This is a genomic window from Streptomyces sp. NPDC047081 (assembly GCF_040643775.1).
In the GTDB taxonomy this organism is placed as follows: Bacteria; Actinomycetota; Actinomycetes; order Streptomycetales; family Streptomycetaceae; genus Streptomyces.
The window spans coordinates 13,415-28,706 of record NZ_JBEYUY010000043.1; the positions used below are offsets into that span (position 1 = coordinate 13,415).

Annotated in this window: 9 protein-coding genes; 8 read left to right on the top strand and 1 reads right to left on the bottom strand. The window is 70.9% G+C overall.

From position 1 onward, the window contains the following. The first annotated feature begins 132 nt into the window (after window positions 1–132). The 3 genes from eccCa (at window position 133) to ABZ848_RS45295 (ending at window position 5,048) form a co-directional block, all read left to right on the top strand. On the top strand, window positions 133–4,077 hold the full coding sequence (gene eccCa / locus ABZ848_RS45285) for a type VII secretion protein EccCa (RefSeq protein ID WP_360841644.1): 3,945 nt from the start codon (window positions 133–135) through the stop codon (window positions 4,075–4,077). Window positions 4,078–4,232: 155 nt separating this feature from the next. Beyond that, a complete protein-coding gene (locus ABZ848_RS45290) occupies window positions 4,233–4,616 on the top strand; it encodes a hypothetical protein (RefSeq protein ID WP_360841646.1) in 384 nt (127 codons plus the stop codon). A 114-nt stretch (window positions 4,617–4,730) separates the two neighbouring features. Beyond that, window positions 4,731–5,048: a DUF397 domain-containing protein gene (locus ABZ848_RS45295; protein ID WP_360841648.1), complete on the top strand. Its 318-nt coding sequence runs from the start codon at window positions 4,731–4,733 to the stop codon at window positions 5,046–5,048. A gap of 23 nt (window positions 5,049–5,071) precedes the next feature. Here ABZ848_RS45295 and ABZ848_RS45300 read toward each other — a convergent pair whose 3' ends face one another. After that, the gene (locus ABZ848_RS45300; RefSeq protein WP_360841649.1) at window positions 5,072–5,500 is read right to left on the bottom strand and encodes a hypothetical protein; all 429 of its coding nucleotides are present in this window, start codon (window positions 5,498–5,500) and stop codon (window positions 5,072–5,074) included. A gap of 149 nt (window positions 5,501–5,649) precedes the next feature. Here ABZ848_RS45300 and ABZ848_RS45305 point away from each other — a divergent pair, with 149 nt between their 5' ends. From ABZ848_RS45305 to ABZ848_RS45325, 5 genes are all read left to right on the top strand, one after another. Then, window positions 5,650–6,306, top strand: a complete 657-nt coding sequence (locus ABZ848_RS45305; protein ID WP_360841650.1) for a hypothetical protein — start codon at window positions 5,650–5,652, stop codon at window positions 6,304–6,306. A gap of 146 nt (window positions 6,307–6,452) precedes the next feature. Beyond that, window positions 6,453–11,879, top strand: coding sequence for a toxin glutamine deamidase domain-containing protein (locus tag ABZ848_RS45310; protein WP_360841652.1), 5,427 nt, complete (start codon window positions 6,453–6,455; stop codon window positions 11,877–11,879). After that, a complete protein-coding gene (locus tag ABZ848_RS45315; protein WP_360841653.1) occupies window positions 11,860–12,714 on the top strand; it encodes an immunity 49 family protein in 855 nt (284 codons plus the stop codon). Before ABZ848_RS45310 ends, ABZ848_RS45315 begins: the two co-directional genes overlap by 20 nt. 35 nt (window positions 12,715–12,749) lie before the next feature. After that, entirely contained in the window at window positions 12,750–13,076 is a 327-nt protein-coding gene (locus ABZ848_RS45320) for a hypothetical protein (protein ID WP_360841654.1), read from the top strand. A gap of 88 nt (window positions 13,077–13,164) precedes the next feature. Beyond that, complete coding sequence (locus ABZ848_RS45325) at window positions 13,165–15,075, top strand: ATP-binding protein (RefSeq protein WP_360841657.1); 1,911 nt, start codon at window positions 13,165–13,167, stop codon at window positions 15,073–15,075. Window positions 15,076–15,292: the final 217 nt, after the last annotated feature.

Here is a 15,292-nt window from a genome sequence, read left to right on the forward strand (position 1 = left end):
CCTGGCTCCCTCGCGCCCGGCGAGCATCAGTAGGATCGACGTCTACGCGGACGCCTACGCGATCGGAAACACGTCGCGGTACACGGGGGCGTCGATGCCTGGACGTATCAATCACGAAGGATGAGTGCATCGGTGAGCGTCGTCATCATCAAACGGCCACCGCGGATAGCGCCCCCGGTGGTACCGGACGGCGAGGTCAGACTGGAGACGCCCCCCGAGATCCCTCGTGAGGGCGACGAGAGCATGCTGATGAACCTGCTGCCCATGATGGGCATGCTGGGTTCCGTCGGCTTCTTCTTCATGCCCAACCTGCCCTCGTACATGAGGGTGGTCGGCGGGCTGATGCTGGCCTCGACGCTGGCCATGGCCATCGCGCAGTTCGCCAAGTCCCGGCAGGGCGGCGGCGCGGGGATGGCCCAGGACCGGCGCGACTACTTCCGTTATCTGGAGCAGGTCCGCAAGGACGTCCACAAGACCGCCGAACTGCAGCGGCTCAGCCAGCTGTTCCAGCACCCCGACCCGGAGCAGCTGTGGGCGGTGGCGGCCGACGGCAAGCGGCTGTGGGAGCGGCGCCCGACCGACGCGGACTTCGCGTCCGTGCGGATCGGCCGCGGTGTGCAGCAGCTCAACACCCCGCTGGTCGCGCCGGACACGGCGCCCAAGGAGGAGCTGGAGCCGCTGACCGCGGCGGCCATGAAGGCCTTCCTCGACGCGCACGGCAGCCTGAGCGACCTGCCGGTCTCCATCTCCCTGCGCGCCTTCTACCACGTGACCATCTGCGGCGATTCCGACACGGTCTACGGCAACGCCCGCGCGAGCCTGTCCCAACTGGCCACGCTGCACTCGCCCGAGGACCTGATGGTCGCCGTGGTCGCCCACCCGTCCGCGGCGGCCGACTGGGACTGGATCAAGTGGCTGCCGCACGCCCAGCACCCGAAGTCCAAGGACGGAGCGGGCTCTTCGCGGCTCCTCTTCGACGACCTCGGTGAGCTGGAGGAGGCGCTGGCGACCCAGCTGGACGACCGTCCCCGCTGGAACCGGGACGCCAACCCGGTCTACGACCAGCCGCACCTCGTCGTCGTCCTCGACGGCGGCACCGTACCGCCGGACTCCGAACTCGCCAGCGCCGAGGGCCTGCAGGGCGTCACCTTCCTGGAGATCGCGCCGGGTGAGCTGGAGGAGGAGCTGCGCGCGGGGCTGACGGCGTATGTGAAGCCGAACCGGATGCAGCTGTTCGTCGGGCACGAGTCCGCGTACAGCGGCAAGCCCGACGTGCTGAGCCCGGAGCAGGCCGAGTCGCTGGCCCGGCAGCTCGCTCCGTTCCGCGTCGGCTCGGCCGAAGAGGGCGAACCCCTGCTGTCCAACCTGGACTTCACCGACCTCATGGGGATCGGTGACGCCGGTTCGGTGGACGTCTCGCGCACCTGGCGGCCGCGCACGCTGCACGAGCGGCTGCGGGTGCCGATCGGTGTCGGCGAGAACGGCGAGCCGGTCATGCTGGACCTCAAGGAGGCCTCCCAGGAGGGCATGGGCCCGCACGGTCTGTGCGTCGGCGCGACGGGTTCCGGCAAGTCGGAGCTGCTGCGCACGCTCGTCCTCGGTCTCGCGGTCACCCACTCCTCGGAGACGCTGAACTTCATCCTCGCGGACTTCAAGGGCGGTGCGACCTTCGCGGGCATGGCGGACATGCCGCACACCGCGGCCGTCATCACCAACCTCGCCGACGACCTCACCCTCGTCGACCGTATGCGGGACGCGATCACCGGTGAGATGCAGCGCCGCCAGGAGCTGCTGCGCACGGCGGGCAACTACGCCAACCTGCACGACTACGAGAAGGCCCGGGCGGCGGGCGCGGCCCTGGAGCCGATGGCCTCGCTGGTGATCGTGCTCGACGAGTTCTCCGAACTCCTCACCGCCAAGCCGGACTTCATCGACATGTTCATCCAGATCGGCCGTATCGGCCGTTCGCTGGGTGTGCACCTGCTGCTCGCCTCGCAGCGCCTGGAGGAGGGCAAGCTCCGCGGCCTCGACACGTATCTGTCGTACCGGATCGGTCTGCGGACCTTCTCCGCCGCCGAGTCGCGTACGGCGATCGGTGTCCCGGACGCCTACCACCTGCCGTCGATCCCCGGTTCCGGCTATCTGCGGTACGACACCGACACCATGGTCCGCTTCAAGGCTGCGTACGTGTCCGGGGCGTACCACGGCGAGGGCCCCTCTCGGGTCAACCGGTCGACGCAGCTGCGGCCCGCGCTGTTCACGGCCGGGCATGTGGCGCTGCCGCCGCAGCCGGTGATCGAGGAGCCGGAGGCCGACAACCGGATCGACGACGCGCTCGCCGACACCGTGCTGGACGTCATCGTCGGCAAGATGGTCAACCAGGGTCCGCCCGCCCACCAGGTGTGGCTGCCGCCGCTGGAGGAGGCGCCCTCGCTGGAGCAGCTGCTCCCGCAGCTCGCCGTCACCCAGGACCGCGGTCTGACCGCGCCCGACTACACGGCGCTCGGCCGGCTGAACGTGCCGGTCGGCCTGGTGGACAAGCCCTTCGAGCAGCGGCGTGACGTGCTGTACCGGGACTTCTCGGGCGGCGCCGGCCACGGTCTGTTCGTCGGCGGCCCGCAGTCCGGCAAGTCGACGCTGCTGCGCTCGCTGATCTCGTCGTTCGCGCTCACCCACACACCGTCCGAAGTGCAGTTCTACTGCCTGGACTTCGGCGGTGGCGGTCTGATCGCGATGGAGGAGCTGGCGCACGTCGGCGGGGTCGCCAACCGGCTCGACGCGGAGAAGGTGCGGCGTACGGTCAGCGAGGTCGAGGGCATCCTCAACTCGCGCGAGGAGTACTTCCGTACGAACAACATCGACTCCGTGCAGACCTACCGGCAGCGCCGGGCGGCCGGTCATCTGCCCGACCAGCCCTGGGGTGACGTCTTCCTCGTCATCGACGGCTGGGCGACCTTCAAGACGGACTACGAGCTGCTGGAGTCGACCGTCACCGAGATCGCCACGCGCGGCCTCGGCTTCGGTGTGCACGTGGTCCTGACCGCGAGCCGCTACACCGAGGTGCGGCCCGCGCTCAAGGACATGCTGCAGAACCGCATCGAGCTCCGGCTCGGTGACCCGACGGAGTCGGAGATCGACCGCAAGGTCGCGCAGAACGTGCCGGCGGCCGTGCCGGGCCGCGGTCTGACCCAGGACAAGCTGCACTTCATGACCGCGCTCCCCCGGGTCGACGGCTCCTCGGCGACCGAGGACCTGTCCGAGGCGACGTCGATCCTGGTCCGCGGGATCAACGACAACTGGCAGGGCAACCACGCCCCGGCGGTACGTCTGCTGCCCACGATGCTGTCCTCGGACCGGCTGCCCAAGGGCTTCGAGCACCCGGACCGCGGTGTGGCCATCGGCATCGACGAGTCCTCGCTGTCGCCGGTGTTCGTCGACTTCGAGACCGACCCGTTGTTCATCGTGTTCGGTGAGAGCGAGTCCGGTAAGTCGGCGATGCTGCGGCTGCTGGTCAAGCAGATCACCGAGCGGTACACGCCGGACCAGGCGAAGATCGTCATGGGTGACTACCGGCGTGCGCACCTGGAGGGCGTGCCCGAGTCTCACCTGTCGCGGTACTGCGCCTCGGCGCCCGCGCTGTCGGAGACGCTGGAGGGGCTCGCCGGTTCGATGAACCGCCGGATGCCCGGACCGGACGTCACGCCGGAGCAGCTGCGCAACCGCAGCTGGTACAGCAGCCCGGACGCGTTCGTCATCGTCGACGACTACGACCTGGTGGCGACCGGCGTGAACCCGCTGGCCCCGCTGCTGGAGTACCTGCCGTTCGCGCGTGACGTCGGTCTGCGCGTCATCATCGCGCGCTCGTCGGGCGGTGCGAGCCGGTCGCTGTACGAGCCGGTGATGCAGCGCATGCGCGAGCTCGGCGCCCAGGGTGTCGTGCTCTCCGGCGACCGCTCGGAGGGACAGCTGCTCGGCAGCATCACGGCGACCCAACTGCCTCCCGGCCGTGGGTACTTCCACACGCGGCGCCGTGGCGGGCAACTCATCCAGACGGGTTGGCTGCCGGCCCGGTTCTGAGCGGCGACGGCTGGACGCACGGGGGCGGTACCCGCACGGGTGCCGCCCCCTTGTGTCAGTGGTGGCGGCTATGGTGACGTTGCGAGAGAAAAGACGGGCCTGACGGGCCGCGAGAGAGAAGACGAGCACGGGGGGCAGTTGTGTCGTCGGACTACATGGACTCCGATCCCAAGGTCCTCAAGACCGAGGGCTTCAACATGTTCACGGTCGGCCAGGACTTCGCCAAGGCAGTGAAGACCCTGCAGACCGGCCTCGGCCAGCTCGAAGGTGGTCAGGGCGACACCCCGCCGTGGGGCGACGACGACATCGGCGAGAAGTTCGGTGTCGTGTACGAGGGTCTGCGCGACGGCATGTACCAGTCGATGGGCAGCCTGGCGGAGCGCCTCGCGGGCATGGGCATCGCGTTCACGAAGATGGGCATCGCCCACGAGGAGAACGAGGCGAAGCAGGAGGAGATCTGGAAGCAGACGACCGCCGAGTACGACGGTCAGGTCCAGATACCGACGGGTGTGCATCATCTGCGGCGCCAGCAGACGTGACCGAGCCGGCCGCGGCGACTCCTTGGAACCTTTCCCTTCCGCAGCGTGAGCACCATGCGCGCAAGTAGGGTGTGACGGACACCAAGTTCGCACGTCAGGAAGAGGCCCAGCAGCATGACCGAGGCACGGGACAACGAGGTCGGGACTCAGGCCGAGGACATCAGGGCACGCAAGGAGCGGGAGCGGGACGAGCTGTACGCCCTCGACATCTCGGACGTCGAGTGGCACTGCGCCCCCGGCACCGAGGAAGAGGAGGAGCGCGTCGAGATCGCCTACCTCCCCGAGGGCGCGGTGGCCATGCGCTCCTCCCTGGACCCCGACACCGTGCTGCGCTACACCGAGGCGGAGTGGCGGGCGTTCGTACTGGGCGCCCGGGACGGGGAGTTCGACCTGGAGCCGACGCCGCACAACGGTGGGGTACCGGCCGAGTAGAACCCGTCGGTAGCAGGACCGGTTCAGTAGAGCGAGAAGCCGCCGCTGTGCCGGCCCTGGTCCTTCCTCGGGGGCTGGGAGGGACGGCCTTCCAGCCGCCTGGGCTCCGGCTGGTCGGCAGAAGGGTCGGTCGTCCCCAGCGGCTCGCCGTGCCGGATGCGGTCGCGCTCCTCGTCGGAGAGGGACTCCCACTGGCCGCGCAGGTTCGCCATGCCGCTGCCCAGGGCGCGGGAGACGCCCGGGTCGTCCAGGGCGTCGCGCAGGGCGAGGCGGCCGGAGAGCAGTTTCTTCGCCGCGTCCTGGAGGTCCTTGCCGGCGGCGTCGGTCTCGGTCAGCTTGCGCAGGGCGGCGTTCAGGGAACGGATCTGCTCCGGTTCGAGGGCCTCGTCCAGGACACCGCGGTCGGGTGAAGTGCCTTGCGGGTTCGGTGAGTTCTCGGGCTGACTGGTCATGTCGCTTCGCTTCTCCTCCTGTGCCTCGCCGGCCGGCGCGCGCTCGGCTCCCTCTCGACACCCGCAGTATCTCCCGTAACGCCGAGGTGCCATGCTGACACCCACCCGCCGAAGAGGAGAAGGCGCCGAAGGGAGAAGGCCTCACTGCCATGGCTCAGACACAGGGCACAGGAGCGCAGGAAGCAGGAAAGGGCGGCCCCGGTGCCGCCGGTGACGGCTTCGTCGGGCGGCTCGGGCGGTGGGGTGGCCTGGTCTTCCTGCTCGCCGGGCTGGCGATGAGCGGGTGGGGTGCGTACGAGGGTGCGTACACCGTCGGCTGGGCGGGGACGCACGGCACGCTCACGGTCAAGCAGTGCGTCGACGACTCCTCGCTGAACAGTTCGCGCAACAGCCGCAAGAAGCGGCTGACCGTGCGCTGCGACGGCAGGTTCGAGTCCGCGGACGGCGGGAAAACCGACGCCGACGCGGCCGTGCGGGTCAGGTCAGAGTACGCGCCGGGCACGGAGCTGGCCGTACAGCAGGTCGACGCGCCGACGTCGGCCACCGCGGGCGACGGCGACTACGTGCGCACCGACAAGCCGCGCGCCTGGCGCTTCTTCGCCGCGTTCTTCGGCGGCTGGGTCCTCACCGGGCTCGGCGTCTTCTGCCTCGCCACGGGGTACGCGCCGTTCGGCCGCAGCCGCGTCTCGTACGACGAGGCGTGGGAGGCGTCGGGCCGGGGGGTGACCCGCCCGGTCCTGATCGGGATGCTCGGCGTGGGGGTCCTCGGGGCCGGAGTGTCGTACCTCGTGAGCTACTTCGTCTGAAACGGATTTGTGACAGCAATCCCCTGAAGTCGACTGCCGGTGATTCCGTAAACTTTGCGGGCGGCTGTACTCCTGTGTGATTTCCCTTGACCGACGAGGGAGTTGTACGGCCGTGTCGGCATACGGGGGTGCTTTCTGCTGTGGCGATGATGCTGCCGGACGAACTCGAGTGGGTGCTCGAGATGCTCGGCTACCGCTGGCCTACGGCGAACGAGGACAAGCTCAGGGACTCGGCCGACCTGTGGCGGAAGTTCGGCGACGACGTCACCGGGCTGCACACCACGGCCAACGCCAGCGCCCGGCAGGTCGTCGCGCACAACGCCGGCGAGTCGATCGACGCGTTCACCAAGACGTACGCGAAGTTCGACGGCGGTGCCGGAGGCGGCGGGGGCGGCGACGGCTACCTCGCGAACGCCGCGACGGCCGCCTACACCATCGCGAACGTGATGGAGGCGTGCGCCTACGTCGTCGAGTTCGCCAAATGGGCGGTGATCGCCCAGCTGATCGCGCTGGCCATCGAGATCGCCGCGGCCCAGGCGGCCGCGCCGTTCACCTTCGGCCTGTCCGAGGTCGGCGCGCTGGGGGCGACCCAGGTCACCCGGCTGATCGTGCGCCGGCTCCTCGACGAGCTCAAAGAGGCGCTGATCGAGGCGATCGTGGAGGCGATGAAGGAGCCCGCGATCTCCGCGATCGAGGCGATCATCACCGACCTGATCCGCCAGACGGTGAACGTCGGCTTCGGCGCGCAGTCGGGCTACGACCTCGCGACGACCGTGAAAGCCGGCAAGGACGGCGCGTGGGAGGCCATCAAGCAGACGCCGCAGACGCTGTTGGAAGGCGTGCGGGACAGCCTGGGCGAGAAGGCCGGGCATCGGGCCCACCATGCGATCGACAGTCGTATCGACGGGTACGACGGAGGGTCGTCGGGGAGCGACGGCGGGGACGGTGGGGATGGATCGGACGGCGACGGGGGTTCCAACTCGCCGGACGGAGAGGGGAGTTCGGACTCGTCGTCGAGCTCGTCGTCGGACTCGTCGAGTGGTGACGGCAGGGGCTCCGACTCCTCGGCGTCGACGCGTTCGGCGGGCGGGACGAACATCGGGGGCGGGATTTCCGCCGACACCGGTGGGCACAACGTCGGTGGCGTGGATCTGGGCTCGGGACCGGGTTCCGACTCCGGGTCGGGGTCCGATTCCGGGAACGGCGGCTCCACCCCGGACTCGTACGCGAGGCCGGCGCCCACGACTTCCGGCCCGACGCTGTCCGACTTCGACGATCCCTCGCCGAGTGGTGGGTCGCACGGTGGTGGGGACTCGGGCGGTGGGGGCGCCGCGCCGAGCACGTCCGGGCCGTCCCACTCCGGCGGTGGCTCGTCCGTGTCGGGGCTCTCGTCGCCGACGCCGCACACCGTGTCGGCCTCGGCGTCGTCCGGGGGCGGGTCGCCGTCGACCGGCGGTCACGGCGGCGGCATCAGCACTTCGGTCGACAGCCTGGCCGCGAGTGCGCCGACCCACACGAACGCGGCACCCACGCCGACAGCGAGCGATCCGTCGGCGGCGGGGGCCGGGGGTGGTCGTGCGGACGGCGGCTCGGCCATACCGACGTCGCCGGTGGCGCCTTCCGTCGGGGGCGGTGGCGGTGGCGGCATGGGCGGTTCGCACCAGGGCGGGGGTACGTCCGGAAGTTCGGCGTCGGGTTCCACGCCGACGAGTCCGACCGCCAACTCGGGGGCGGGCAGGGGAACTTCGGTGGGCGCGTCGGTCACGTCGTCGTCCGCCGGCGCGGGGAGCGGGCCGGCTTCGACACCGAGTCCCAACTCGGGGGCGGCGAGGACGCCTTCGGCTTCAGCGAGTACGGCGGTCAACTCGTCCGCCGGCACAGGGACCGGGCCGACGTCCACGCCGAGTCCCAACTCGGGGGCGGCGAGGACGCCTTCGGCTTCGGCGAGTACGGCGGTCAACGCGTCCGCCGGCGCCGGGTCCGCGTCCACGGCGAGCGCGTCGGCGACGACGTCCACGCCACGGAGTAGTACGTCCACGCCGGCGGCGGACGGGCGCACGCAGGGCCCGGCGGACGGGCGCCCTCCGGCGCAGCGCACGCCCGGCACGCCGCTCGGGGATGCCACCAACACCCGTAGCGCTCCTGGGAACACGAACACCAACACCAACACGACGCCGGGGGACGGGACGTCCTCGCGGAACACGCCCGGTACGCGGCCGGGGGACGGCACGGTCCCGCGCGACTCGAACGGCACGAGGCCGGGGGACGGTACGACGACCCGGAACACTCCCGGCACGACCCCGGGGGACCGCACCACACCCCGCGGCACCACGGATCCGAGCGACGGCACCCGTACCCGTACGCCGGGCCAGACCTCGACCACCACGACCACGCCGAACCAGAACTCGGGTCAGTCGACGGCTCCCAGGACCTCGTCGTCGCCGTCCAGCGGCACATCGTCCACTACGACGCCGTCCACTTCCGGCGGCAGCAGCACCGCCAGCTCCGGATCCGGGTCCGACCGCACCTCGACGTCGAACAACGGCACCTCGAATCCGGCGTCTCCGAGCAGTCGTAACCCCAATTCCACCGCCCAGCCGGGCCCCGCCGCGCAAACCACCACACCCGGCACCACCCCCGGCCGGCCCCCGCAGCCCTCCGGCGGTACGCCCAACACCCCGCCGCCGCCGGCCGGTCAGTCCTCGGCTCCGTCCCCGTCGCAGCAGACGCCGTCCAACTCCCAGCAGCAACAGCACCAGCAGCAGGTCACGCCGGTCCCGGTGCCCACCGTCGTCCGCACGCCGAGCGCCCCCGCCGCCCCGTCGCACGCGGGCCCCGCCACCCCGAACGCGCCCGCCTCGCCCATGGGCACCCCCGGCGACCCCAACCACCAGCAGAACCCCGACCAGGACAGCCTGGAGAACATCCGCGCCGACCTGGACCACTACCCGGGCGGTCTGACCCAGCCCGACCCGGCGGACCAGCAGGCGCTGGCCGATGCCGTGCCGCGGAACGAGGACGGCACCCCGCAGCGTTACCCCGACCCCTTCGGCAACTGGTCGCAGCTCCAGAACGACGGCGGCAACACCGTCCCGGGGCGCAGCAACAACTGTGCCGACTGCTCGCGTTCGTTCCTGGAGACCTGGTACGGCAATCCCCAGGTCTCCGCCCCACGCACGCTCGACCTCGACGCGAACGGCAAGCCGGACTACTGGTCCCCCGAGGACAACGCGAACGACAACCAGATCCGCTGGGCGGGTGCGCCGCACACGTATGCCGGCCGGGGTGACGACCCCGACACCCCGGCCCGTATCGCGTGGGACCTCCAGCAGGCCGGACACGGTTCCGCGGCCATCGTCCAGGTCGGCTGGCCGAACAACGGGGGCGGCCACGCGTTCAACGCCGTCAACCACCACGGCAACATCATCTGGATCGACACACAGACCGGGGACGTCAGCCACACCCCGCTCCACATCACCAACGCGGACCACGTCTGGCACATCCCGCTGGACCCCAACGGCAACCCGCTTCACCCGGCGGTGCCCGCGGCCCAGAACAACGGCCAGGGCCAGCCGGAAGACTCCCAGAACAACGGCGGGGACGCGGACGGCACCCAGGCCCCGCAGAACGACGCCTCGGGCGACGCGCCGAAGAAGGGCGACGACAATCCCGCCCAGACGTCGACGCCCGGCCCGGACACGACGAACACCGAGACCGAGACCGGGAGCGGGCACGAGAACGACCGGCCCGCGAGCGAGTCCGACGACAGCTCCTCGGAACAGAGGCACCCGGACACGCCGACGGAGACCCACTCCCAGAACGACGGCACGCCCCAGCACACGGCCGACCCGCAAACCAACAACGCGCACGCCACGGACCCGCGCGCGACCGACCCTCGTACGCCGGATCCCCGCACCGCGGACCCGCGCACGCCCGATCCCCGCACGCCCGATCCGCGCACCCCGGACCCGCGCACGCCCGATCCCCGCACGCCGGACCCCCGCCCAGCGGACCCGAACCACGACGCCCCCGCGCAGAAGCACACGGAGACCGCCGAGCACCCCGACGGTCGGCGTCCGGACTCCGAACCGGCCCCGGACCAGAAGCACCCCGGCGATGCCCAGGATCCGCGCTCGCAGACGCCGGACCATGACCATGACCGGCCCGAGACCACCTCGAACCATGACCGGCCCGGGACCCCCGACCATGCGCGTGCCGAGGGGGCGACTCAGTCGGTGGCCGGCGACCACCGTGACCGTCCGGGTCGCATGACCAAGGACTCCGAGGTCCCCGTACGCGAGAGCCTGCCGGAGAGCAGGAACGCCGACGCGGCCGGCTACGTCAAGGACTCCGTCGACGGGAAGAAGCCGCTGTACGGCGACATCGCCGCCGAGCAGCCGGCACAGCAGACGCAGCACACGCAGCCGCCCAGGCCCGCGCACCCGGAGCACCCGTCCACTCCCGCGGAGCCCGCGGGCGACGGTTCCGGCGACCCGGACCAGCGCAGGCAGCGTGATCTGGACATGCTCGCGCGAGCCAATTCGAACGACCCGAAGGACAAGGCCTGGTTCGAGAAGTACTACCACCCGAGGAGCGGCTACCGCCGCAGCGTGACCGCACCCGCCGAGGACGGCCGTCCCGTCCCCCAGCTGCATCCCACGAACGATCCGAACACTCCCTGGATGCTTGCCAAGGACGCGCCGGAGGCCGATCCGGAGTCCTACATCGACGAGGGCGCGGATTCGGGTGAGCGGCACACGGAGATCTCCGACGAGAACCTGAAGCGACTCGACCGGGCCGCCAAGGAACGTCAGGACGCGATCGACGCCGACAACCAGCCGCACAAGGACCGCAAGGCGGCCAAGGACGCCTATGAGGCGAACAAGACGCCGGAGAACCTGAAGAAATTCGAGGATGCCGACGCAAAGCACAGTCCTCTGCACGGGAAGATGACGCGGGCCAGTGAGGACTACGGCGAGGCCGTCGCCGAGCACCACGCGATGCCCCGGCACTTCCCGGACTACAAGCGCGTCGACGACCGGGCCATGGGAAACAACCGGTTCGACCAGATCTACCGGGACCCGAACACCGACCCACCCCACTACGTCGTCGTGGAGGCCAAGGGCTCGTTGGAGGCCGAGCTCGGCGACCGGCGGGGGCTCGCACCGGAGGCCGGCTCCGACCAGCCCGTTCCACCGGATGGTCCGGGCCACGGCCAGGGCGACGGAGCGCAGAACGACGACGGCCAGGACAGCCAGGACGCTCCGGGTCCCGGTGTGCCGAGGGTCCGGCAGGGCACTCGCGCGTACTTTGAGACGATCCTGCATGAGATGGAGGCGCGCTCACGCCGGAACGAGCGGACCGCGACGACCGACGCCGAACTGGAAGCCGCCCAGGCGGAGCGGAAACTGGCACGCGACCTCAGGAAGGCGCTGGAAGCGGACCCGCCGCGAGTGAAGTACATACTCGTCAAGGGCAACTCCTCCGGGGGCGAGCACCAGGGTTACGAGATGAAGCAGTTCGACATCAGAACGGAAGCAGAGAAGGCGCGCGATGCAGATTCCGCGACATGAGTTCCCGACGCGCAATTCCGCGAGGATCCTCGCAACCCACACCAAGGACTTCTGGGAAGACATCGACGGGCTGCAGAATGAACCGTCGTGGTTCTCGAACGTTCTGGCCACCGCCATCGAGCTCTTCGGCGAGCACTGCGTCCTGGACCCGGAGTCGGACAAGCTGGAGACCTGGGAAGCCTGCGTCACCGCCATGCAGGTCGGCTCCGCCCTCTTCGTGTCGGCGCGGGCCCCGGCCGGCACCACCTTCGAGTACCGCATCGGTCACGAGATGCGGACCATCCGCGGCGGCGCCCTGCCCCGCGCCCACGCCGGGAACTGGATCAAGGCGTTCTGGCTCGCCTGTGTCTGCCGCGAGAAGAAGCGGATGACCGAGCTGTGCCAGTTCCCCGCCGCGCGTCTTCGGCAGGCCGACGGGGTCCTCGACGAGTACGTCTACGACTGGGTGGAAGCGCTCCAGGCCTACTGGCTCAAGCGCCCCGAGTTCGGCGACAGACTGGTGACCGCGGTGGAGGGGACGGATCCCGCCGCGCTGCGGCACGCGCCGCGCGACGGCGTACTGCAGATCATGTATCCGCCGATGAACCTCCTGACCCAGCTGGCGCGCGGTGACCAGGAGAGGTTCAACGCCGAGCTGGCCAAGGCCGTGGAGTGGCACAAGGAGTACTGGACCCGTGACGAGGACCGCGCACTGACCGCCGAGGGCCTCGTGGCTCTGGGCCCGCTGGCCGTGTCCTGCCTCGCCGTCGAGGCCGGCTTCACCATCACCGTCGAGTCCGAGTACCTGCCGAAGCATCTCCTCGAAGGGGCCTGGGTCAACGAGTTCCCCACCTAGTCAAGCGCACCGAGCGAACAGCAGAGAGGCAGTCCATGGCCCCCGCCACCCCGCCCCCCGCACCGCAAGGTCCCCCCACCACTCCGGACCAGGCCCTCGACATCGTCCGCGAGCGTTACGCCGAGCCCAAGCTGCCCGACGGCACCCCCGCCGAGCTCCACGTCCACGAGTTCGACATCGGCTACCTCGTGTACCCGGTCTTCCCGCCGCCCGAGGAGACCACCGGCCCGCCCCGGCCCGCCCCGCCCGGCGGAGCCAAGATCGTGGTGTCGAAGGTGACCGGTGAGTCCGTGACCGTCCCCAACTTCCCGACCGAGCAGGCGATCGCGCTCTACCGCAGGAACCTGGAGCGCAACGCCTAGCCTCCGTCCACAACTCCGGCCCACACGAGGTCCACCGCTCCGGCCCGCACAAGGACCATCACTCCGGCCCACACGAGGACTGACACGCATGACCGCCCCGACCACCGGCTACGCGCTCCACCCCTACATCGGCGGCCGCACGGCTGTGCTGCGCGCACTCGCCGACTGGCGGGCGGGGGTGCCGGGCGCGCCCCGTGTCGTCGTCCTCACCGGCAGTCCGGGCAGCGGGCGTTCGCATCTGCTGACCGGGTTCCTGATGCTGTGCGACCCGGAGTTCCGCGGGCGGCTGCCGCTGGCGGACCTCGACCCGTCGACCGTACCGCCCGAACTGCCCGCTCCCGCGGTGCCGAGTGCGGCTGGGCTGACCGCGGCGCAGCTCGGGTGGCTGATCGCCGAGCACTACGGTGTGCGGGCCGATCGCGTCGAGGAGGTGTACGCCGCACTGGGCGCCCTCGGCGGGAGCGAGACGGTCGTCGTCCCCGACGTCGACCGGGCAGGGCCCGTGCGTACGGCGGGCGAGCCGGCCCGAGTCGTACGTGAGGTGCTCGCGCCGCTCGCCGCGACCGCCGGTGTCCGGCTGCTAGCGGACGTACCGCGCGAGTTCGCCGCCGAGCTGGCCGGCGCGCTCCCGCCCGGCGCGGTGCAGGTCATCGACCTCGACGAGCCGCGGTGGGCCGACGGGCCGGGGCTGGTGCGGCAGGCCGACGCGCTGCTCGGTCCGGAGGCCGCCGGTGTGCCGGAGCGGCCCTTCACCTCGGATTCCTCGACCAGGCGGGCTCTTGCCGAGGCGATCGCACGCCGGGCCGGCACCAGCCCGCTCACCGTGCAGCTCGCCGTCCAGAGCATCCTGACGGGCCCGGGCGCCGAGACCCCGTACGACGAAAGCCTGCTGCCCTCATCCGTCGGCGAGGCAGTCGACCTGCACGCGCGCCGTCTGGGAGCGGACCCGCAGACGCTGCGTCAGCTGCTGACACCGTTGGCTCTCGCGGAGGGCGACGGGCTGCCCATCGATCTCTGGATCCGGCTGGTCAACTCCCTTGCGGGCAAGGACATGAGCGCCGCGCTCGCGCACAGCGGCGCGCTGGCCGGACCGTTCGTCGAGTCGCTGCGCCCGGACGGGGAGGGCGGCCCGCGCACGCTGCTACGACTGCTGCACCCGGCCCTCGCCGACGACATCCGCGCCGGCCTGCCGAACGTCCGCGCCGCCCAGACCCGGATCGCGATGACGTTGCTGGAGGCGGTGCCGGAGCAGGACTGGAGCAAGGCCGACCCGTACGTGCGCGACCACATCGCGGGCCACACCCTGGAGGCGGGCCTGCTCCCCCAACTCCTCACCGACCCGGGCCTGTTCGTGCACGCCGACCCGGTGCGGCTGCGCGCCGCCATCGAGGCGGTCCCGCCCACGGAACTCGGGGCGCCTGCCCGTACGTACCTCCGTACGGCGCCTCTCCTCACCCGCGCCCAGGCACCGGCCGCCCTCCGTGCCGCCCTGCTGGAGACGGCGTTCGTCGAGGACGGCCTGCCCGAGTACGCCGAGGCCATCCATGGCCGCCTCGGCCTCGACCTGCCCTGGCAGACCCTGTGGAGCGTGCCGGTGTCGGGTGTCGGCGCGGTCGCGACGGGGATCCTGCCGCGTCCGGAGGGGTCGGGCGTCCCCGTCGCCGTACTCACGCACACTGCTGACGAGGAACACGGACCAGCCCCTTCCGCGGTGCTCGTCCGTGGCCTCGTACAGGCGGATGTCCCCGACGACACCGATCCCGCCGCGATCCTGCACCCGTCCGAGGAGCAGCGGGCCGCCGCGCGGATGCGGCTGAGCCGCGGCGCCGACTACGTGCGTGTCTGGGACGAGGCCGGCGAGAAGGTCGTGGCGACGCTGCTCTCCGACACACCCTTCACCGCCGCCGACCTCTCCCCCGAGGGAATTCTCGTCGTCGCCACGGAGCACGGCGCCAAGGCGCTGCGTATCCGCGCGAGGGCTTCGGAGGCGGCCTCGTAGATGACGACACATGTGCCACGGCACGACGTGCCCGCCGATCGTGTGTCCGGCGTCCAAGCGCTCGTCGACGACACCGAGGCGCGGGTCCGGAAGCCGGAATCGCGACGTCGGCCTTCCCGTGGCGGTGGAGTCCGGCTACATCCCCAAGTGCCTGCTGGAGCGCACCTTCACGCACCCCGCTCCAGCCCCGACGGCCGCCTCCTGATCTCACTGGTAA